This is a genomic window from Pantoea sp. SGAir0175, assembly GCF_043547855.1.
Genome location: NZ_CP028081.1, coordinates 3,717,757 through 3,739,364, shown reverse-complemented (window position 1 = coordinate 3,739,364; position 21,608 = coordinate 3,717,757). Strand labels below are relative to the sequence as shown.

The window sequence follows — 21,608 nt, the reverse complement described above, 5'->3', positions numbered from 1 at the left end:
GCGTGTGACAGATGCGCCGCGGTTTTCAGTCGCCCATTAGTCGTGCGCTACGGCACTCTCAATGGTCAGACGGACATCGCTGGTGACCAGTTCGGCCAGCATCTGCCACATCATATTGGTACGTTCAGCATCCGCATCACCGGAATCACTGATATAGCCTTCATCACGCAGCGACAGCACCAGCGCGGTAAAGACCGCCTTGTCGAAGAACTCCGGCGCATTGATACCGTGCAGCACTGACAGACGCTGAGCCAGCGTGCGGCTCTCTTTCTCCAGCGTGCCACGGTTAATGGTCGGCTTGGCGCTGAGAATGGCGAAGGTGATGGCGAAACGCTGCAGCGTTTCACGAATCCCGGCCGCCAGCAGCTGCAGCGTACGGTAACGCGCCGCACTCATTTTCAGCTGGCCTTCCTGTACGGTGATCAGCCCCTGCCGCGCCATTTCGGCGCAGAGCGCATTCAGCAGGGCTGGCAGTTCGGCACTGTCCCAGCGCAGGAACAGTTCGCTCTTCAGCATCGGATAGACCAGGCTGACCTGGCGCAGCAGTTCCGCCTCGCTGATCTCCCGATGCTGCTGCACGATAGCGGCAATCAGCGACGGCATCACCAGCATATGGTGGATGTTGTTGCGATAGTAGGTCATCAGCACCGCCTGCTCGCGCGGCAGAATGATGATCTCGCCAATACTGTCCTGCTCGGTCTCGAACTTGTTCATGCCCATGGCGTGATCGAGCAGCGCTTCAGCGCTGAGATCCGGCACGGTTGACTCGGGTGAGTACGGCACATTGCGCAGCAGCTGGGTGTAGCACTCCAGCTGTTCCGTCAGCTGTTCACGCGTCAGCGAACGCTGGCGCGATGCCAGCAGCGCGGTCACGCACAGGTTCATGGCGTTGGCCGCGCCGGCTTCGTTGATGCGTACCATCAGACGTGCCGCGATATCGTTCACTACCGGCGTCATCCACGCCGGACGCTGAGGATCGATAGGGTCAATCGCGTCGCGCCACTCCGGAACCTGTTTGTTAAGATAGTTAACCAGCGACAGCGGCTCACCGAAGTTCACATAGCCCTGACCGAGGTTACGCAGCTTGCGCAGGCCGCGCACCATCTGCATGAAACCCTCTTTCTCTTTCGCGGCACCGCGCAGCTCTTTGGCATAAGTGCCGACTTCCATCACGTGCTCATAACCGATGTAGATCGGCACAAAGGTGATAGGACGGCTGCCGCCGCGCAGCAGCGCCTGTAACGTCATCGACAGCGTGCCGGTTTTCGGGTCGAGCAGACGGCCAGTACGTGAGCGCCCGCCCTCAACAAAATACTCAACCGAATAGCCGCGGCTGAACAGCTCGCCCAGATACTCGCGGAACACCGTGGAGTAGAGCTTGTTGCCTTTAAAGGTACGACGAATAAAGAAGGCACCGAGGCGACGGAAAATCGGTCCGGCTGGCCAGAAGTTGAGATTGATACCGGCAGCAATGTGCGGCGGCACCAGGCCCTGATGATAGAGCACGTAGGACAGCAGCAGATAATCCATGTGGCTGCGGTGGCATGGCACGTAAACAATTTCGTGACCATCCTGCGCCAGCTGGCGCACGCGTTCGCCGCCGTGCACGTTAATGCCCTGATAGAGTCGACTCCACAGCCAGCCCATCACACGGTCAGTCACGCGGATCGCTTCGTACGAGAAATCCGCCGCCACTTCTTCCATCATTTCGATGGCGTTCTGCTGGGCTTTTTCATGCGAAATCTTCTTGCTGCGCGCTTCGTCTTCAACCGCTTTCTCAATCGCTTTGGATTGCAGCAGCTTGTTGAACAAATCCTGGCGTGCCGGCAGACGCGGGCCGACGGCTGCCAGCCGCTGGCGGGCAAAATGAATGCGCGCGACACGTGCCAGCTTCTGCGCGATCGACTGATCGGTACCGTGTTCGGTGGCCATCTGACGCAGTGAAACTGTGGGTGAGAAACGGACAAAGCTGTCGCGACCGTGCCACAGGATGGCAAAGAACTTCTGTATACCGTTAAGAATACGCAGATGTGGCGTCGGTTCGCCCTGAATTTCACGGCCTGGCGCACGGCCAAACATCACGGAAACCGGCAGCATCTGTACGTCCAGCGCCGCATTGTTGCGGTGCAGATCGAGGTAGTCATGGAACAGCTTGACCGACTCCGGGTTCGCCACGAAATAGGGGAAGACGCGCGGCCCATCGTGAATAAATACGTGGCGCGGCAGCAGGGTGCCGTCAATCTCCAGCGGCGCCAGCGGATCCGGCAGATCGTGCTTCAGGCACTGTGCGCGTAGCGTGAGCAGGTCCGCCTTTGAATCATAAGGCAAAACATACATCACCGGACGGGTCGGATCGATACCGTGTTCCGAGATCGGATCGGTCGGAATGACCTTACTTTTTACCAAAATAGAGAGTGGTAAATTCAACAATTTGTAATAGAGTTTACGCCAACCTGACATAGACAACTTGAAGCCTCTTGTTAGCAAAGCGCGGCAAGCATACCAGAAAGTGCGGCGAAGATCTGTGGCTGTGCCACCTCGCGCGCCCAGACATTGACGTCAAAAACAGTTAAGGGTTCCACAACATGGCAAATAACGTCACCGGTTTCCTGAGAATCATTAAAGCCGCCGGTTATTCCTGGCAGGGGCTGCGCGCTGCCTGGCAGCATGAAGCCGCTTTTCGCCAGGAGGCGATTGCCGCACTGGTCGCGGTTGCCATCGCCTGCTGGCTGGATGTCGATGTCATCACGCGTGTGTTGCTGATTGGCTCGGTGGTGCTGGTGGTCATTGTTGAGATCCTTAATAGTGCCATCGAAGCCGTGGTGGACCGCATCGGTCAGGAGCGCCATCCGCTGGCGGGACGCGCCAAAGACATGGGCTCGGCGGCGGTACTGCTGGCTATCTTACTGGCTCTGTTTGTCTGGATCGCGCTGCTTTGGTCGCATTTGCGATAAACATTCCACATTCATCAAGCCGCTGATTTTTCCCTCTGTTTCGGTTTTCATTTCGCCAATACCTGTATATACTCACAGCGACTGTATAAACAACCAGGGGGCGGGATGAAAGCGTTAACCAGCAGGCAGCAACAGGTCTATGACCTGATTCGCGACCATATTAATCAGACCGGCATGCCGCCAACGCGTGCTGAAATTGCTTCGCAACTGGGCTTCCGCTCGCCTAACGCTGCTGAAGAGCACCTGAAAGCGCTGGCGCGTAAAGGTGTCATTGAAATCGTCTCCGGTGCATCGCGCGGTATCCGCCTGCTGATGGAAGAAGAGGCGAGTGAAGGGCTGCCACTGATCGGTCGCGTTGCCGCCGGTGAACCGCTGCTGGCGCAGGAACATATCGAAGCCCACTATCAGGTCGACGCCAACCTGTTCAAACCCTCTGCCGATTTCCTGCTGCGCGTCAGCGGTATGTCGATGAAAGATATCGGCATTATGGACGGCGATCTGCTCGCGGTGCATAAAACACAGGAAGTGCGCAATGGCCAGGTGGTGGTTGCGCGTATTGATGATGAAGTCACGGTGAAACGCTGGAAGAAGCAGGGCGCGATTGTCCAGCTGCTGCCGGAAAACAATGATTTCCAGCCGATTGTCGTGGATACCCGTGAACAGTCGCTGACCGTGGAAGGGCTGGCCGTAGGCATCGTGCGCAACGGCGAGTGGCTCTGAAACCCGGTTGATCTCCCCCGCTGCGGCGGCGCTCGCGCGCTGTCCGCAGTCTGCTCTAATCATACTTTTGTTCCCGGCCCGTAAGGCGCTCGCTCAGGCCGACCACCGTAACCCTCGGGATGGGGCTGATGCAGCTATTTTCCTCTTCTGATAAAGCGCTGTGGCGACTGGCGTTGCCAATGATCCTCTCCAATATCACCGTGCCGCTGCTCGGCGTGGTCGATACCGCCGTGATTGGCCATCTTGATAGCCCGATCTACCTCGGCGGCGTGGCCGTAGGCACCACGGCAACCAGCTTCATCTTTATGCTGCTGCTTTTTCTGCGTATGAGCACCACCGGTTTAACCGCGCAGGCCTTCGGGGCCGGCGATAAACAGGCACTGGCGCGCGCACTGATGCAGCCGCTGCTGATCGCCCTCGCCGCCGGGTTGCTGCTGGCGCTGCTGCGTTCTCCTGCCAGTAGTCTGGCGGCAACGCTGATGGGCGGCAGCGCGGAAGTCCAGCAGCAGGCGCAGATCTTCATTGAAATCCGCTGGCTGAGCGCACCGGCTACGCTGGCTAACCTGGTGATTCTCGGCTGGCTACTGGGCGTGCAGTATGCGCGTGCGCCGATGGTTCTGCTGATTGTCGGAAACCTGGTTAACATCCTGCTCGATCTGCTGCTGGTGCTGAAACTGCACTGGGGCGTTGCCGGTGCCGCCGCCGCCACGGCGCTGGCCGAATACGTGACGCTGGCAGTGGGATTATGGATGGTGGCGCGCGTGCTGAAACTGCGCGGTATCGATTTCAAACTGCTGAAAAACAGCTGGCGCGGTGACGCGGCGCGGTTATTTCGCCTTAATCGCGACATCATGCTGCGCTCGCTCATGCTGCAGATCTGCTTCGCCTCGCTGACCCTGCTGGGTGCACGCATCGGACCGGATGTGGTTGCGGTCAATGCGGTGCTGTTGATGTTCCTGACGTTTACTGCCTATGCGCTGGACGGCTTTGCTTACGCGGTGGAAGCCTGCTCGGGTGAAGCGGTAGGGGCAAAAGATCGCAGCCGGCTGCTGCTGATCTGGCATGCCGCCTGTCGCCAGGCGGGTATCGTTGCGCTGCTGTTTGCGCTTATTTATGCGCTCAGCGGGCCGCACATTGTTGCGCTGCTTACCTCGCTGCAGCCGCTGCGTGAGATGGCCGATCGCTTTCTGCTGTGGCAGGTGATTTTACCGCTGGTCGGCGTCTGGTGTTATCTGCTGGACGGCATGTTCATTGGCGCGACGCGCGGCCGCGAAATGCGTAACAGCATGATCATGGCAGCAGCCGGTTTCGGCATCACTTTGCTGACGCTGCCGTGGTTAGGGAATCACGGTTTATGGCTGGCGATCACGGTGTTTCTGGCGCTGCGCGGCCTGACGCTGGGATGGATGTGGCGCCGCCACTGGCAGCGTGACAGCTGGTTCAGCCAGCCATAAGCGCAGCGCAGGCACCAGAATAATCTGTAATTCCGTGCACAATCCGAAGCGGCAACTATAATTATCTCAAACGGCGCAGATAAGCAGCGCGTTATATGGTTATTTCCGGTATTACATGAGAAATACACCATCTCACTCAGGAAGACGTGGAGGATTGTTATGAACAAAGACGAAGCGAGCGGAAACTGGAAGCAGTTTAAAGGGAAGTTTAAAGAGAAATGGGGCAAGTTGACCGACGACGATTTGACCGTGATCGAAGGGAAACGCGATCAGCTGGTGGGTAAAATCCAGGAACGTTACGGTTACGCCAAAGATGAAGCTGAACGTGAATTGAAAGACTGGGAAAGTCAAAACAAAGATTACCGCTGGTAAGTCTCCCGCTTTAAGGATGATGCTCCTACCCGCTGATCGTTACGATCGGCCTGGCATACGGACGTGCCAGTTACCCTTTACGCACCTTCTTCTTAGTTTCCACTTCATGATCGTGCTGACAGCTACCCGGCTGCGTGCAGGCCGCCACTTCGGCACAGTTTTCACACAAGCCGTGCGCCTCAATAACGCTATGACGTAAGGTAAAACCTGCCTGATCGGCCAACCCGGCAATGATCTTTTCCACGCCGTGCGCGTGCTTCTCACTGACGGCGGCACAGTTGTCGCACACCAGCATCACCGATGTGTGCGCCGGCTCGTCGAAATGGTGGCACACCACATAACTGTTATTTGACTCCACCCGATGAATAAATCCCTGCTCCAGCAGGAAATCCAGCGCGCGATAAATAGTTGGTGGTTTCGCCTGGGGTTCACTGATGCGCAGCTGGTCCAGCAAATCGTAAGCGCTAATGGAACCGTTCTGCTCCGCCATCAGGCGCAGCACTTCTGCGCGCTGCGTAGTGAGGCGCACGCCACGGTCAAGGCACAGAGATTCAGCCTGCGTGAGCAGTTGTTCGGGCGTGAGGTTTGGCATAAGCATTCTCCAGGTGATGGGTGATGTTATTTTATCACACAAACTTTTACGCTGCTGCCATTGCTTTTTTACCTTATATCATCCAGGAAATGTCCGGCTTTCAGCCACTTATCTGCCGCGTTGCGTCCTGGTACCTCCTTCTGTTAAGCCATGCTTTTCCTTCCTGAGTTTTTTCTCACAGGTTAACCCATCTTTTTGCTTTGCAACTCACTGACTTAGTGGCTATGGTTCAAAAGGTTTTAAGTAATTTCTGGCATCAATTTAGCTGACGTTCATATTTCTGCATAAAACAACAGCAGAATGGTGCGGGCGTGACCAATTCTGCGAATAGCAATGCTAATTCCTTTCAATTCACAGCAATAAAGCGTTAGCCAGCGTTCAGAATAGGGCTAATAAACTATTCCGTCGTAGAGACAGTCCACGACAATTAAAAGGTGATGGCAGACTCATGGTGAAGACATTATTCAGACGCAAGAAAATTGCTTATGTTGTTGGTTTTAATGCGGTATTTTTTACCTCATCAGCATTTGCTGCTGGCACCTGGTACGATGCGCGTAACGATGCCATGGGGGGAACCGGTGTCGCTTCCTCAACCTGGAGCTCGGCAGTGCTGGCTAACCCGGCATTGATGACCAAAGCGCAGCCTGAAGATAACGTCAGCATCATTTTTCCTTCAGCCGGTGTGCAGATTACTGACAAAGACAAATTAGTGGATCGCGTAGACGAAATTACTGATACGGTGGACCGCTATCGTGACGTGATCAACAACATCACGCTGCCGGAGATCATCAATGGCGCGCCTCAGGTCAGAGCCGCGGCAGGTGATATGGCCAATCAGCTGCGCGATCTGCGCGGTGATAAAGCGAATGGCACCGCAGGCGTGGCGTTAGCCGTCAGCATTCCCAACGAGACCCTTCCTTTCGCCTTCATCACCAAAGCCTACGGCACGGCGCACATCCGCGCTAACGTAGTACAGAGCGATATTGATTATCTGGATCAGGTCGCAAATGGCCGCATTCCTTTGCCGGGCGACCAAAATAATCTGCGATCCAGCGCCAACGGCCTGGCTGCGCTGATCACCGATTACGGCGTCGCAATGGCACATGAGTTCACCATCGCCGGTCACCCGGTCTCCGTTGGCGTCACGCCGAAGCTGCAGAAAACCTGGCTGTATAACTACACCGCCAGCGTTTATAACTACGACAAGAATGATATTAACGACAGCCGCTATCGCAGCACCGATACCGGTTTCAACGTCGATGCCGGTATCGCTACCGACTTCGCGGAGAACTGGACCTTCGGCGTGACCGGGCAGAACCTGGTATCGCGCGATATCGACACCAAAGAGGTTAACGGCTATCGCGATACGTATCAGATTCGCCCGCTGGTAACTACCGGACTGGCGTGGAATCGCGGACCCTTTACCCTGACCGGCGATGTCGATCTGACCGAAACCAAACGTTTTAAATCGCAGGAGAGTAGTCAGTACGCTGGCGTGGGTGGTGAATATCGCGTGCTGGACTGGCTGGCGCTGCGTGCCGGCTATCGCGCGGATATGAAGTCGAATGACACCGATGTGTTTACGGCCGGTCTCGGCGTGTCGCCGTTCAACAATGCGGTGCATCTGGACCTGGCCGGTTCGGTCGGCAAAGACAATACCTGGGGCGCCATGGTGCAGCTCGGGTTTAACTTCTGACCACACGATGACGGGCGGCTGTGTCGCCCGTCACAGCTGTGATATCATTGCGCAGTTTCTCATCACTTAACTGCGGATTTACTGCGTTTCATGACCGATACATTCTCTTCGCAACGTTTCTCCATCGCCCCGATGCTGGACTGGACCGACCGTCACTGTCGCTATTTTCACCGTCAGCTGAGCGGCGACACGCTGCTGTACACCGAAATGGTGACCACCGGGGCCATCATCCACGGCAAAGGCGACTATCTGGCCTATAGCGAGGCGGAGCATCCGCTGGCGCTGCAGCTGGGCGGTAGCGATCCGGCTGCGCTGGCAACCTGTGCAAAGCTGGCAGAAGCGCGCGGATACGATGAGATCAACCTGAACGTCGGTTGTCCGTCCGATCGGGTACAGAACGGCCGTTTTGGCGCGTGCCTGATGGGTGAGGCGGCGCTGGTCGCGGACTGTATCAAAGCGATGCGCGATGTGGTCAGCATTCCGGTCACGGTGAAAACCCGCATCGGTATTGACGACCAGGATAGCTACGCCTTCCTGTGCGATTTTGTCGGCACCGTGGCGCAGCAGGGCGGTTGTGATACGTTCATTATTCATGCGCGTAAAGCGTGGCTATCGGGTCTCAGCCCGAAAGAGAACCGTGAAATTCCACCGCTCGACTATCCGCGCGTGTATCAGCTGAAGCGGGATTTCCCGGCGCTGACCATAGCCATTAACGGCGGCGTTAAGACGCTCGATGAGGCCAAAGCGCATCTGCAGCACCTGGACGGCGTGATGATGGGGCGCGAGGCCTATCAAAATCCCGGCATTCTGGCGCAGGTTGATCGCCAGCTGTTTGGCCGCGAGACACCGGTGGCCGATCCGGTCGCCGTGGTGCGTTCCATGTACCCTTACATCGAAGCCGAACTGGCACAGGGCACCTATCTGGGACACATTACGCGCCACATGCTGGGCCTGTTCCAGGGCATTCCCGGCGCGCGCCAGTGGCGCCGTCATCTGAGCGAAAATGCCCACAAACCGGGCGCAGACGTCCGCGTGCTGGAAGCGGCGCTGGCGCTGGTGGCTGACCGCATCGTGCAGGAAGCCTGATCCCGCGAGCCGGCCTGGTCAGGCTGGCAGGACGGTTTAAACCGCACGGTTTCGTCGTGCGGTTTTTAATTCACCACCAGTTAGTCAATTTCACCAAATCAACTTCTCCTCTGTCCTGCATCAAAGCGATAATTCAATGGCTTAGCGATTGGCACGACCTGGCACGTATCTTGTAATACCTTCTGCATTACTGATACAGGAGAGCGCTCGTGGAAATATTATTCGTTATCGGCTTTTTTATGATGCTGCTGCTGACTGGCGTATCGCTGCTGGGCGTGATCGCCGCGCTGCTGGTGGCCACCGTGGTGATGTTTCTCGGCGGGCTGTTTGCGCTTGTTATAAAATTGTTGCCGTGGCTGGTGCTGGCGGTGGTCGCCGTGTGGCTGTATCGCGCATTTACCACGCCGCAGGGAGAGGTGAAACTTAACCGGCTGAAAAGGAAAATCAGCGACTTAGAGAAGAGAAGCTGGCGCTAAATGCGGTTACGATCACAGAGTTGGTGATTGCTTAGTACGAATTCGCAATTAAACATATTTTTTACTTATGTTTTCTGTCAGGATAGGTAAAGAAATTCAGACGAATTCATCGCCGCTGTCCCTACACCAGCGCGAACTATAAAAAAGAAAGAAAAGGGCTTCCTTCGGGAAGCCCTTCGTCATTTCTGCTATCAGGGAATCAACAGGCTGGAACCCTGAGTGGCACGACTCTCCAGCACCTGATGCGCACGTACCGCATCGCTCAGGGCAAATTTCTGCTGCTCCGGCACGTTAAGCTGAATAGCGCGGCTGGCGATGAGCGAAAACAGTTCGCCGCTGGCGCGATCGAGCTCTTCACGGTTGGTGATATAGCCAAACAGGGAAGGGCGGGTGACAAACAGCGAGCCTTTCTTGTTGAGAATGCCGAGGTCAACGCCGGTCACCGGGCCGGAGGCATTACCAAAGCTCACCATCAGGCCGTGGCGGCGCAGGCTGTCGAGGGAGGGTTCCCAGGTATCTTTACCCACTGAGTCGTACACTACCGCCACTTTTTCACCGTTGGTCAGTTCGCTGACGCGCTGGGCGATATCCTCTTCGCGATAATTGATGGTGGCCCAGGCGCCGGCATCTTTGGCGATCTGCGCTTTCTCCGCAGACCCGACGGTGCCAATCAAATGCGCGCCCAGCGCTTTCGCCCACTGGCAGGCAATCAGGCCCACGCCGCCTGCGGCGGCATGAAACAGGAAAATTTCATCAGCTTTTACTTTGTACGTCTGACGCAGCAGATATTGCACCGTCAGGCCCTTGAGGAAAGAGGCCGCAGCCTGCTCAAAGCTGATGCTGTCCGGCAGAATCACCAGCCGATCTTCTGCCACATTGTGCAGCTCGCTGTAGGCACCGAGCGCGGCCTGGCAATACACCACGCGATCGCCCGGCTTGAAACGCGAAACCGCGCTGCCCACTTTTTTCACGATGCCTGCCGCTTCAGTGCCCAGGCCGGACGGCAGCGAGGAGACCGGATACAATCCGCTGCGCACGTAGGTATCGATGTAGTTAATACCAATCGCCTTGTTCTCCACCTGAACTTCATAGTCGGCGGGATCGGCTAGTGTGAAATCGACCCAGTGCAATACTTCCGGGCCGCCGTGCTGGTTGAACTGAATTCGCTTTGCCATTCTGACTCCTGTGATTGTTCATCCTGGGACGGTATACTTGCGCGTCCCTTTCACGATCGGTAATGCATTCACTATGGCAGGAAATAAACCCACCAACAAATCGAACGAACCCCGCGATCGGCAGCTCGAAGGCGTGAAAATGCCGCCGCATTCTCTCGAAGCGGAGCAGTCGGTGCTCGGTGGGTTGATGCTGGATAACGAACGCTGGGATAACGTCTCCGAGCGCGTGGTCGCGGAAGATTTCTTCAACCGTTCGCACCGCATGATTTTCTCTGAAATGCAGCGCCTGCTGGAAGCCGGTCAGCCTATCGATCTGATCACCCTGTCAGAGTCGCTGGAAACGCGTGGCGAGCTGGAGATGGCGGGCGGCTTTGCCTATCTGGCCGAGCTGGCAAAAAATACCCCAAGTGCGGCAAACCTCGGTGCTTATGCCGACATCGTGCGTGAACGTGCGGTAGTGCGTGAGATGATTTCGGTGGCTAACCAGATCGCTGATGCCGGTTACGATCCGCAGGGCCGCAGCAGCGAAGAGCTGCTGGATTTCGCCGAATCGAACGTCTTTAAAATCGCTGAACAGCGCGCGAATAAAGATGAAGGCCCGCAAAATATTGAGCAGATCCTCGAAGCCACGGTGTCGCGCATTGAAGCGCTGGTATCAACGCCGCATGATGGCGTCACCGGCGTCGATACCGGCTATCAGGATCTCAACAAGAAAACCGCCGGTCTGCAGGGTTCAGATCTGATCATTGTCGCGGCGCGTCCGTCGATGGGTAAAACCACTTTCGCCATGAACCTGTGCGAAAACGCCGCCATGCTGACAGACAAACCGGTGCTGATTTTCAGTCTCGAGATGCCCAGCGAACAGCTGATGATGCGTATGCTGGCCTCGCTGTCGCGCGTTGATCAGACGCGTATCCGTACCGGTCAGCTGGAGGATGAAGACTGGGCGCGCATCTCGGCCACCATGGGCATCCTGTTAGAAAAGAAGAACATGTTCATCGATGACTCGTCCGGTCTGACGCCAACCGAAGTGCGTTCACGCGCGCGCCGCGTGTTCCGTGAAAACGGCGGCCTGAGCATGATCATGATCGACTACCTGCAGCTGATGCGCGTACCGGCGCTCTCTGACAACCGTACGCTGGAGATCGCCGAGATCTCACGCTCGCTTAAAGCGCTGGCGAAAGAGCTCAATGTACCGGTGGTGGCGCTGTCGCAGCTTAACCGCTCGCTGGAGCAGCGCGCCGATAAGCGTCCGGTTAACTCGGATCTGCGTGAATCGGGCTCGATCGAGCAGGATGCGGACCTGATCATGTTCATCTATCGTGACGAGGTGTATCACGAAAACAGCGATCTGAAAGGCATCGCCGAGATCATCATCGGTAAACAGCGTAACGGCCCGATCGGCACAGTACGTCTGACGTTCAACGGCCAGTGGTCACGCTTTGATAACTACGCCGGACCGCAATACGACGACGAATAATCGCGCTTCCGCAGTTGCATGCACGATTTGTGCATGCATTTCACGTCATCAGAAAATAGTGTTGGACAACCTCGTCAATTATCAGGTTATCTGTAGCAAAGCGAATCCTATAACGCTGTGGATACAGAATGACTCAGGTAGACGATTACGACCTTAAGATACTGACACTACTACAATCTAACGGCCGCCTTACCAACCAGGAACTCAGTGATTTAGTCGGACTTTCGGCGTCGCAATGTTCACGCCGGCGCATTAATCTCGAACAGGCAAATCTTATTCTTGGCTATCACGCGCGGCTCTCGCCAGACGCGGTAGGGCTGGGCATGGTCGGCTTGATCGAGGTGCGACTAAAAAATCACACGCCCGATTACGAAGAGAGTTTTCACCGCATGGTGGAGCAGGAAGCGGCGATTGTCGACGCGTTCAAAACCACTGGTGACGCCGACTATCTGTTAAAAGTCGCGGTGGCCGATTTAGCGGCGCTGAGCGCGCTGATCAGTCAGCTCGTCGCTGGCCATCAAAGCGTGGCGCACGTGAAAACCTCGGTGGTACTCAACCGTTTAAAAGAGAACGGCTTGATGATGATCCCCGAGCACAAAGTGCGCCAAAAGAGTGCATGATGTGCCAGCGTGGTGCAGATTTGTGCCGTTTTTCGCGCAAAGCACGCACCAGAAACCGAATTTGTGCATGAATCGATTATTTTACGGCAGATTGATGCACATAAACCTGCAATAAAGCGCCTTAGTTATCAATTGGATAATCGCTGGCACCACATCGGCGGCGACAGGAAGCCGCCGATGTGGTGCGTTTTTTGCAAATAAACGCCATCATTTGCAAAGAGATCGCGCCATGGATAACGCTGTACAACCTTCCCGCATTCCCCACACCCGTACAGAAGATGCGCTGGCTATCGTGCTTGGCACGCTGATGGTGTCGTTTGGCGTCATTTTGCTGAAACAGGCGGGCGCGCTGACCGGCGGTACGGCGGGCGTGGCTTTTCTCATCAGCTACCTGTCACCGCTTTCGTTCGGCAGCGCCTTCTTTCTGATTAACCTGCCGTTTTACTGGCTGGCCATTCGTCGCATGGGCTGGGAATTTACCCTGAAAACCTTCTGTGCGGTGGGGCTGGTATCGCTGTTCACCCATTTGCACCCGCTGTTTATCCATTTTTCTGCGCTAAATCCGTTTTATGCGACATTGTTCGGTAACGTGGTGATGGGGATTGGGTTTATAGTGTTGTTTCGTCACAAAGCCAGCCTCGGTGGTATCAATATTCTGGCGCTCTGGCTGCAGGATCGCTCTGGTCTGCGCGCCGGCAAACTGCAAATGGCGCTGGATACCTGTGTGGTACTGGCCTCGCTTTTTGTGGTATCGCTGTCGATGCTGCTGGCCTCCATCGCCGGCGCGGTGATGCTCAATCTCATCATCGCCATGAATCACCGTCCCGGCCGCTATTTTGTTTGATGACGTCGACCCACACATTTATGAATAATCATGGAGATCTGCACCGTGTTTCAAAACGTTGATGCCTATGCTGGCGATCCGATTCTGTCGCTGATGGAAACCTTCAAACAGGACCCGCGTGACCACAAGGTGAATCTGAGCATCGGCCTCTATTACAACGAAGCCGGCATCATTCCTCAGCTGCAGGCGGTGGCCGCCGCGGAAGAGCGTTTGCAGGCGCAGCCACATCAGGCTTCGCTCTATCTGCCAATGGAAGGGCTGGGTCCGTACCGTAACGCCATTGCGCCGCTGCTGTTTGGTAAAGAGCACCCGATGCTGCAGGCGGGGCGCATTGCTTCCATCCAGACGCTGGGCGGGTCCGGTGCGCTGAAAGTGGGCGCAGATTTCCTGAAGCGTTACTTCCCGGACGCCAGCGTATGGGTCAGCGATCCGACATGGGAAAACCATGTGGCGATCTTTAACGGTGCCGGTTTTAACGTTAACACCTACCCGTGGTACGACGACGCCACCAACGGCGTGAAGTTCGATGCCTTCATCGCCAAACTGAAAACGCTGCCGAAGCAATCCATCGTGTTGCTGCATCCGTGCTGCCACAACCCGACCGGTGCGGATCTGACCAATGCGCAGTGGGATCAAACCGTTGAGGTCCTGAAAGCGCAGGAGCTGATTCCGTTCCTCGATATCGCCTACCAGGGCTTCGGTGCCGGTATGGAAGAGGACGCTTACGCGATTCGCGTGATTGCCGCGGCGGGCCTGCCAGCGCTGGTGAGCAACTCCTTCTCGAAAATCTTCTCGCTGTACGGTGAGCGCGTGGGCGGCCTGTCGATTGTCTGCGACAGCGCAGAAGAGTCGGCACGCGTGCTGGGTCAGCTGAAAGCGACCGTACGTCGCAACTACTCCAGCCCGCCGAACTTCGGTGCTCAGGTGGTTTCCTGCGTGCTGAACGACGAAGCGCTGCTCAACAACTGGCTGGCGGAAGTGGAAGCGATGCGCCTGCGCATCATCGAAATGCGCCAGGTGCTGGTCAATGTGCTGAACAGTAAACTGCCCGGCAAAAACTTTGATTATCTGCTGAAACAGCGCGGCATGTTCAGCTACACCGGCCTGAGCGCACAGCAGGTGGACCGCCTGCGCGAAGAGTTCGGCGTGTACCTGATCGCCAGCGGCCGCATGTGTGTCGCCGGTCTCAACAGCCGCAACGTCAATCAGGTAGCTGAGGCGTTTGCTGCCGTAATGTAATTGACGCGGTGCCTGTCAGCCCGCGGCTGGCAGGCACCCGTTTCAGCCATCCACACATTGTCTGTTCCCGCTGTACCTTCTGCCGCCCCCGCTTTTCCACGCTTCTCTTTGCCAACCATGCTGGCTGGCGGCCGCATTCCGCATGGCTATAACACCTTAACCCCGGGTAATCGGGACGGGTCTTGTGTGTTCCTGTTAGTGAGGGCGCTATTTTTTGCCGGCGCGCTTTGGCGCACTGCCAGAGCGCTCGCCAATCACAATAAGGAACCGCCCATGAGCTATTTCCCTTCCGCACTGAAACCCCTCTGCATTGCCATGACGCTGGCGCTCGCACTGCCTGCTGCGGCCGTTGAGCTGACGCGTGATAACGGCGCGCCGGTCGGCGATAACCAGAATTCACAAACTGCCGGCGCCAATGGCCCGGTGCTGTTACAGGACGTGCAGCTGATTCAAAAGCTGCAGCGCTTTGATCGTGAACGTATTCCGGAACGTGTGGTGCACGCACGTGGCACCGGCGCGCACGGTGAATTTCGCGCCAGCAAAGATATCAGCGATCTGACTATCGCTGAGGTGTTTAAACCGGGAACGGTGACGCCGGTCTTTGTGCGCTTCTCCAGCGTGGTGCACAGCAAGCATTCGCCGGAAACGCTGCGCGATCCGCGTGGTTTTGCCACCAAATTCTATACCAGCCAGGGCAACTGGGATCTGGTGGGCAACAACCTGCCGGTGTTCTTCATCCGCGATGCGATCAAGTTCCCTGATATGGTGCACGCGTTTAAACCGGATCCGCGCACTAACCTCGATAACGATGCGCGCACCTTCGATTTCTTCTCCCACGTGCCGGAAGCCACGCACGCGCTCACCATGCTGTTCTCCAACATGGGCACGCCGGCAACCTATCGCGAAATGGACGGTAACAGCGTGCACGCCTACAAATTTGTGAACAGCAAAGGCGAAGTGCACTACGTGAAGTTTCACTGGAAAACGTTACAGGGCGAACGCAACCTCGATCCGGCTGAATCGGCAGCGATCCAGGGGCGCAGCTACAGCCACATGACAGAAGATCTGGTGGCGGCGATTAACCGCAAAGCGTTTCCGAAGTGGGATCTCTACATTCAGACCATTAAAGCCAGCGAACTGGATAAGTTCGATTTCAATCCGCTCGACTCCACCAAAATCTGGCCGAACGTGCCAGAGGTGAAAATCGGGCAGATGGTGCTGAATCGCAACGTCGACAACTTCTTCCAGCAAACCGAGCAGGTGGCGATGGCGCCGTCCAATCTGGTGCCGGGCATTGAGCCGTCTGAAGATCGCCTGCTGCAGGGCCGCCTGTTCTCTTATGCTGACACCCAACTGTACCGCGTGGGCACTAACGGCCTCAGCCTGCCGGTCAACGCGCCGCGCGTACCGGTCAGCAACGGCAATCAGGATGGCCTGATGGATAGCGGTAACGCCGATGACAAGGGCGTTAATTACCAGCCAAGCCGCATCTATCCGCGTGAAGAGCTGCAAAGCGCGCGTTACAGCCATACGCCGCTTAGCGGCAGTACGCAGCAGGCGATGATCGCCAAACCGCAGAATTTCCGCCAGGCAGGGGAGCTGTATCGTTCCTTTAACGCGAAAGAGCGGGGCGATCTGATCACCTCTCTCGGTGGCGCGCTGAAAAGCGCCGACGCGCAAAGCCGGCTGGCGATGCTCTCGTTCTTTTATAAGGCCGATAGCGAGTACGGCACGCGTCTGGCGGCGGTAACGCAGGACGATATCACCACGGTAAAAGCGCTGGCTGACAAGCTGAGCGACTGATGCGCCGGCGGCAGAGCAAGCGCTCTGCCGCTTTTTCCCGCTGAAGGGTTTACCTTTCGCCGACATGCTGCACACTTAAGTAAACGGTTTAACCCAGGAATGTGGCATGTGGCAGCAACAAACTCTCACGCTGAGCGCGAAGGCGCGCGGCTTTCATCTGATCACCGACGAGATTGTCGGCCAGCTTAATGGCTTAACGGACCTGCGCATCGGCCAGCTGCATCTGCTGTTGCAGCACACCTCAGCGTCGCTGACGCTCAATGAAAATTGCGATCCTACGGTGCGCAGCGACATGGAGCAGCACTTTCTGCGGCACGTTCCAGAGGATGCGCCCTATCAGCACGACTATGAAGGCGCTGACGACATGCCGGCGCACATCAAATCGTCACTGCTTGGCGTATCGCTGCTGATCCCGGTCAGCCGCGGCAAACTGCTGCTCGGCACCTGGCAGGGGATCTGGCTGGGCGAACATCGGGTACACGGCGGCGCGCGGCGCATCGTCGCCACCTTACAAGGGGAATAAAACATGAACACGTCGGATTTACTGACCTACTGCATGAGCAAACCGGGCGCTTCACAAAGTTATAAAGATGAGTGGGACGCAACCCAGGTGAAGAGCGATGGCGTGCTGTTTGCCATGGTGCATGACGTTGAAGGGCGACCGGCGTTGTCGCTGAAGACCTCGCCCGCGCTGGCGGAGTTGTTGCGCGATGAACACCACGATGTGTTTCCCAGTGAACATCTCAATAAGTCGCACTGGAGCACGCTGTGGCTGGATGGATCGCTGAAAGATTCGCAGATTTACTATCTGGTTGATGCATCGTGGCAACAGGCTGACGCCACGCGCGCGGCGGGCGTCAGCCATGATGATGAGACGCGCTGATTAAGCCGCAGACTCTTCACGCAGGGTGTTGATATCAATCACGAAGCGATACTTCACGTCGCTTTTCAGCATGCGCTCGTAGGCATCGTTGATTTGGTTCATGGCGATCAGCTCAATATCTGAGGTGATGCCGTGCTTGCCGCAGAAATCCAGCATCTCCTGGGTTTCGGCGATACCGCCAATCAGTGAACCGGCAATGCTGCGACGCTTGAGGATCAGGTTAAACACCTGCGGTGCCGGGTGATCGTGCTCCGGCGCGCCGACCAGCGTCATGTTGCCGTCGCGCTTCAGCAGGGCGATAAACGGGTTGAGATCGTGCTGCGCGGCGACGGTATTTAAGATGAAGTCGAAGCTGTTGGTATGTTGTGCCATCTGGTCAGCATCTTTCGAAATCACCACTTCGTCAGCGCCGAGGCGTTTGCCATCTTCAATTTTTGACGGTGAAGTGGTGAACAGCACCACGTGCGCACCCATCGCATGCGCGATCTTCACGCCCATATGGCCGAGGCCGCCCAGACCAACGATACCGACTTTTTTGCCGGGACCGACATTCCAGTGACGCAGCGGGGAATAGGTGGTGATACCGGCGCACAGCAGCGGCGCAACGCCCGCCAGATCGAGGTTTTCCGGTACGCGCAGCACAAAGCTTTCATCAACCACCATGCTGGTGGAGTAGCCGCCGTAGGTGATGGCGCCGGTTTCACGATCCTGGCCGTTGTAAGTGCCAACAAAGCCGTTTTCACAGTACTGCTCGAGTCCTTCCTGACAGCTTGGGCAGCTGCGGCAGGAGTCGACCATACAGCCGACGCCGACTAAATCGCCCACTTTATATTGGTGCGTGTGCGCGCCAACGGCGGTGACGCGACCCACGATTTCATGGCCTGGCACCACCGGGAATACGGTGTTGCGCCATTCGTTGCGCGCCTGGTGCAGGTCCGAGTGGCAGACGCCACAGTACAACACTTCAATCTGCACATCATGAGCGCGCAGTTCGCGCGGCTTATAATCGAACGGGGCGAGTTTGGCTTTCGCGTCCTGTGCGGCATAGGCATGCGTAATATTCATGGTGTCTCCAGTCAGATGTGTCGTGAGTATTTTTTGCGAGGGGTCCGTTCAGTGATGACACTGCAGGACAGAGGCGCGTCAGCGGCGCCAAAAAGGAACGCAGTAAGAATAGTCAGCGGGACGCGATGCGTATATGCCTGAAGTTGTCTGTTTCTTGCCTGTTTCTGCATTTGCTAAGGCATTCAGACAATGGCATCGGCTGGCGAGTAACCGGAGCGGTGAGCCGTGGCGAGATCAGAAAAAACGCGCCGCAACAGCGGGTGCGGCGCGTTAAACCTATTTTTTCAGCATCGGCTTGAGGAAGCGTGCAGTATGCGATTTTTCGCACTGTGCAACGGTTTCCGGCGTACCGGCCACCAGGATTTCACCACCGCCGCTGCCGCCTTCCGGACCGAGATCGACAATCCAGTCAGCGGTTTTGATCACGTCAAGGTTGTGCTCAATCACCACGATGGTATTGCCCTGATCGCGCAGCTGATGCAGCACTTCCAGCAGCTGCTGGATGTCGGCAAAATGCAGGCCGGTGGTCGGTTCATCGAGAATATACAGCGTCTGACCGGTACCGCGCTTCGACAGCTCACGCGCCAGCTTAACGCGCTGCGCTTCACCGCCGGACAACGTGGTTGCCGACTGGCCAAGACGAATATACGACAGGCCGACATCAATCAGCGTCTGCAGCTTACGCGCCAGCGCAGGTACCGCATCAAAGAACTCACGCGCCTCTTCGATTGTCATCTCCAGCACTTCGTGAATGCTCTTGCCTTTGTATTTAATCTCCAGCGTTTCGCGGTTATAGCGTTTGCCTTTGCACTGATCGCACGGCACATAAATGTCCGGCAGGAAGTGCATTTCGACCTTAATTACGCCGTCGCCCTGACAGGCTTCACAGCGGCCGCCGCGCACGTTAAAGCTGAAGCGGCCCGGATTGTAGCCGCGCGAACGCGCTTCCGGCACGCCGGCAAATAGTTCACGCACCGGGGTAAAAATCCCGGTGTAGGTGGCCGGGTTTGAGCGCGGCGTCCGGCCGATCGGGCTCTGATCGATGTCGATCACTTTATCGAAGTGCTCCAGCCCGGCGATCTCGCGATACGGCGCAGCTTCACCGCTGGTGGCACCATTCAACTGGCGCTGCGCAATCGGGAACAGCGTATCGTTAATCAGCGTTGATTTGCCGGAACCGGACACGCCGGTGATACAGGTAAACAGCCCAACCGGAACCGTCAGCGTGACATCCTTGAGGTTATTACCGCGTGCGCCGCTCAGTTTCAGTACTTTGGACGGATCGCCTTTCACCCGCTCTGCCGGCACCGCGATTTCACGCTTGCCGCTGAGGAACTGACCGGTGAGAGAATCTTCGTGCGCCATGATGGCATGCACATCGCCCTCGGCTACCACCTGGCCGCCGTGCACGCCAGCGCCCGGACCGATATCGATAATATGGTCAGCGGCGCGAATCGCGTCTTCATCATGCTCAACCACGATCACGGTATTACCGAGATCGCGCAGGTGAATCAGCGTCGACAGCAGGCGCTCGTTGTCGCGCTGATGCAGACCGATGGACGGTTCATCCAGTACGTACATGACGCCAACCAGACCGGCACCAATCTGGCTCGCCAGACGAATACGCTGTGCTTCACCGCCGGACAGTGTTTCCGCTGAACGCGACATCGACAGATAATTCAGGCCGACGTTGACCAGGAAGCTCAGACGGTCGCCAATTTCCTTCAGCACTTTCTCGGCGATTTTGGCGCGCTGGCCGCTCAGCTTCAGATTGCGGAAGAAGTCCATAGCGTGGCCGATGCTCATATCCGAGATGGTCGGCAGGTTGGTGTCTTCCACGAACACATGGCGCGCTTCACGACGCAGGCGCGTCCCTTCGCAGCTGGCGCAGGCGCGGTTGCTGATAAACTTCGCCAGCTCTTCGCGCACCGCGTTGGATTCCGTCTCTTTGTAGCGGCGCTCCATGTTATGCAGCACGCCTTCGAACGGATGACGACGCACCGAGGTATCGCCGCGATCGTTGATATATTTGAACTCAATGTTCTCTTTGCCGGAGCCGTACAGAATCACCTCGCGCGCTTTGTCGCTCAGGCTATTGAACGGCGCTTCGACATCGAAATCCAGATGTTCCGCCAGCGAGCGCAGCATCTGGAAATAGTAGAAGTTACGGCGATCCCAGCCGCGAATGGCGCCACCGGCCAGCGACAGCTCCGGATTTTGAACCACGCGATCGGGATCGAAATATTGCTGAACGCCGAGGCCGTCACAGGTCGGGCAGGCACCGGCCGGGTTGTTGAACGAGAACAGGCGCGGCTCCAGCTCACGCATGCTGTAACCGCACACCGGGCAGGCAAAATTGGCCGAGAACAGCATCTCTTCGGTATCGGGATCGTCCATATCCGCGACGATCGCCGTGCCGCCACTCAGTTCCAGCGTCGTTTCAAAGGATTCGGCCAGACGCGTCGCCAGATCGTCACGCACGCGGAAACGATCGATCACCACCTCAATGGTGTGTTTCTTCTGCAGCTCCAGCTTGGGTGGATCCGACAGATCGCACACTTCGCCATCAATACGTGCGCGGATGTAGCCCTGCGCCGCCAGATTTTCCAGCGTTTTGGTGTGCTCGCCTTTGCGATCTTTTACCACCGGCGCCAGCAGCATCAGGCGCCGACCCTCTTCCTGCGCCAGGACCTGATCGACCATCTGGCTGACGGTTTGTGCCGCCAGCGTGACGTTATGATCCGGACAGCGCGGCTCACCCACGCGGGCAAACAGCAGACGCAGATAGTCATGAATTTCAGTGATGGTGCCGACGGTCGAGCGCGGGTTGTGCGACGTCGATTTCTGCTCAATGGAAATGGCAGGCGACAGCCCCTCGATGTGGTCTACGTCCGGTTTCTCCATTAAGGAAAGAAACTGGCGCGCATAGGCAGAAAGCGATTCAACATAGCGGCGCTGGCCTTCGGCATACAGCGTATCAAACGCCAGCGAAGACTTACCGGAACCCGACAGACCGGTCACTACAATGAGCTTGTCGCGTGGGATGATCAGGTTGATATTCTTCAAATTATGGGTGCGAGCACCGCGGACTTCAATCTTATCCATTCACCTTTCCCGGATTAGGCAACGCTCGCCATGCCTTGCCAGCA

At 56.8% G+C, this 21,608-nt stretch carries 19 protein-coding genes; 14 read left to right on the top strand and 5 right to left on the bottom strand.

Features of this window, described 5'->3' with window-relative positions; genetic code table 11:
• Window positions 1-36 precede the first annotated feature (36 nt).
• Window positions 37-2,460: a glycerol-3-phosphate 1-O-acyltransferase PlsB gene (gene plsB / locus C1N56_RS17505; RefSeq protein WP_031279763.1), complete on the bottom strand. Its 2,424-nt coding sequence runs from the start codon at window positions 2,458-2,460 to the stop codon at window positions 37-39.
• A 125-nt stretch (window positions 2,461-2,585) separates the two neighbouring features.
• On the opposite strand from plsB, the gene C1N56_RS17500 reads away from it, so the two are divergent.
• The 4 genes from C1N56_RS17500 (at window position 2,586) to C1N56_RS17485 (ending at window position 5,500) form a co-directional block, all read left to right on the top strand.
• Window positions 2,586-2,954 carry a diacylglycerol kinase gene (locus C1N56_RS17500; RefSeq protein ID WP_166719754.1) on the top strand — a complete coding sequence of 123 codons (369 nt, stop codon included), beginning with the start codon at window positions 2,586-2,588 and terminating at the stop codon, window positions 2,952-2,954.
• A gap of 105 nt (window positions 2,955-3,059) precedes the next feature.
• The gene (lexA, locus tag C1N56_RS17495; RefSeq protein WP_031279762.1) at window positions 3,060-3,674 is read left to right on the top strand and encodes a transcriptional repressor LexA; all 615 of its coding nucleotides are present in this window, start codon (window positions 3,060-3,062) and stop codon (window positions 3,672-3,674) included.
• A gap of 128 nt (window positions 3,675-3,802) precedes the next feature.
• The gene (gene dinF / locus C1N56_RS17490; RefSeq protein ID WP_088515746.1) at window positions 3,803-5,128 is read left to right on the top strand and encodes an MATE family efflux transporter DinF; all 1,326 of its coding nucleotides are present in this window, start codon (window positions 3,803-3,805) and stop codon (window positions 5,126-5,128) included.
• Between the two features lie 159 nt (window positions 5,129-5,287).
• Complete coding sequence (locus C1N56_RS17485) at window positions 5,288-5,500, top strand: CsbD family protein (protein ID WP_021507857.1); 213 nt, start codon at window positions 5,288-5,290, stop codon at window positions 5,498-5,500.
• A gap of 70 nt (window positions 5,501-5,570) precedes the next feature.
• Here the strand turns inward: C1N56_RS17485 and zur are convergent, their stop codons facing one another.
• Window positions 5,571-6,092 (bottom strand): zinc uptake transcriptional repressor Zur, encoded by a 522-nt coding sequence (zur, locus tag C1N56_RS17480; protein ID WP_058780894.1) that lies wholly within the window; start codon window positions 6,090-6,092, stop codon window positions 5,571-5,573.
• Between the two features lie 448 nt (window positions 6,093-6,540).
• Between zur and C1N56_RS17475 the strand changes: the two genes are divergently transcribed.
• From C1N56_RS17475 to pspG, 3 genes are all read left to right on the top strand, one after another.
• Complete coding sequence (locus tag C1N56_RS17475) at window positions 6,541-7,788, top strand: conjugal transfer protein TraF (protein ID WP_262264525.1); 1,248 nt, start codon at window positions 6,541-6,543, stop codon at window positions 7,786-7,788.
• A 90-nt stretch (window positions 7,789-7,878) separates the two neighbouring features.
• Entirely contained in the window at window positions 7,879-8,874 is a 996-nt protein-coding gene (dusA, locus tag C1N56_RS17470; RefSeq protein ID WP_132465722.1) for a tRNA dihydrouridine(20/20a) synthase DusA, read from the top strand.
• Window positions 8,875-9,083: 209 nt separating this feature from the next.
• Complete coding sequence (pspG, locus tag C1N56_RS17465; RefSeq protein WP_058770016.1) at window positions 9,084-9,350, top strand: envelope stress response protein PspG; 267 nt, start codon at window positions 9,084-9,086, stop codon at window positions 9,348-9,350.
• A 191-nt stretch (window positions 9,351-9,541) separates the two neighbouring features.
• On the opposite strand, the gene C1N56_RS17460 is transcribed toward pspG, so the two are convergent.
• Window positions 9,542-10,525: a quinone oxidoreductase gene (locus C1N56_RS17460; RefSeq protein WP_348879883.1), complete on the bottom strand. Its 984-nt coding sequence runs from the start codon at window positions 10,523-10,525 to the stop codon at window positions 9,542-9,544.
• Window positions 10,526-10,598: 73 nt separating this feature from the next.
• On the opposite strand from C1N56_RS17460, the gene dnaB reads away from it, so the two are divergent.
• From dnaB to C1N56_RS17425, 7 genes are all read left to right on the top strand, one after another.
• On the top strand, window positions 10,599-12,005 hold the full coding sequence (dnaB, locus tag C1N56_RS17455; RefSeq protein ID WP_021507851.1) for a replicative DNA helicase: 1,407 nt from the start codon (window positions 10,599-10,601) through the stop codon (window positions 12,003-12,005).
• 128 nt (window positions 12,006-12,133) lie between these two features.
• Window positions 12,134-12,625: an Lrp/AsnC family transcriptional regulator gene (locus C1N56_RS17450; RefSeq protein WP_058757562.1), complete on the top strand. Its 492-nt coding sequence runs from the start codon at window positions 12,134-12,136 to the stop codon at window positions 12,623-12,625.
• A 229-nt stretch (window positions 12,626-12,854) separates the two neighbouring features.
• Window positions 12,855-13,469: a YitT family protein gene (locus tag C1N56_RS17445; protein WP_394516920.1), complete on the top strand. Its 615-nt coding sequence runs from the start codon at window positions 12,855-12,857 to the stop codon at window positions 13,467-13,469.
• A gap of 45 nt (window positions 13,470-13,514) precedes the next feature.
• A complete protein-coding gene (locus C1N56_RS17440; protein WP_031279758.1) occupies window positions 13,515-14,708 on the top strand; it encodes an amino acid aminotransferase in 1,194 nt (397 codons plus the stop codon).
• A gap of 315 nt (window positions 14,709-15,023) precedes the next feature.
• Window positions 15,024-16,511 carry a catalase gene (locus C1N56_RS17435; protein ID WP_394517486.1) on the top strand — a complete coding sequence of 496 codons (1,488 nt, stop codon included), beginning with the start codon at window positions 15,024-15,026 and terminating at the stop codon, window positions 16,509-16,511.
• Window positions 16,512-16,617: 106 nt separating this feature from the next.
• Window positions 16,618-17,034 carry a secondary thiamine-phosphate synthase enzyme YjbQ gene (locus tag C1N56_RS17430; protein WP_021507846.1) on the top strand — a complete coding sequence of 139 codons (417 nt, stop codon included), beginning with the start codon at window positions 16,618-16,620 and terminating at the stop codon, window positions 17,032-17,034.
• Window positions 17,035-17,037: 3 nt separating this feature from the next.
• Window positions 17,038-17,394 (top strand): MmcQ/YjbR family DNA-binding protein, encoded by a 357-nt coding sequence (locus C1N56_RS17425; protein WP_021507845.1) that lies wholly within the window; start codon window positions 17,038-17,040, stop codon window positions 17,392-17,394.
• Here the strand turns inward: C1N56_RS17425 and C1N56_RS17420 are convergent, their stop codons facing one another.
• Together C1N56_RS17420 and uvrA are read right to left on the bottom strand one after the other, a co-directional pair.
• A complete protein-coding gene (locus C1N56_RS17420) occupies window positions 17,395-18,459 on the bottom strand; it encodes an NAD(P)-dependent alcohol dehydrogenase (protein ID WP_394516919.1) in 1,065 nt (354 codons plus the stop codon). It lies immediately after the preceding gene.
• Between the two features lie 276 nt (window positions 18,460-18,735).
• A complete protein-coding gene (gene uvrA, locus C1N56_RS17415) occupies window positions 18,736-21,564 on the bottom strand; it encodes an excinuclease ABC subunit UvrA (protein WP_021507843.1) in 2,829 nt (942 codons plus the stop codon).
• Between the last annotated feature and the right edge of the window lie 44 nt (window positions 21,565-21,608).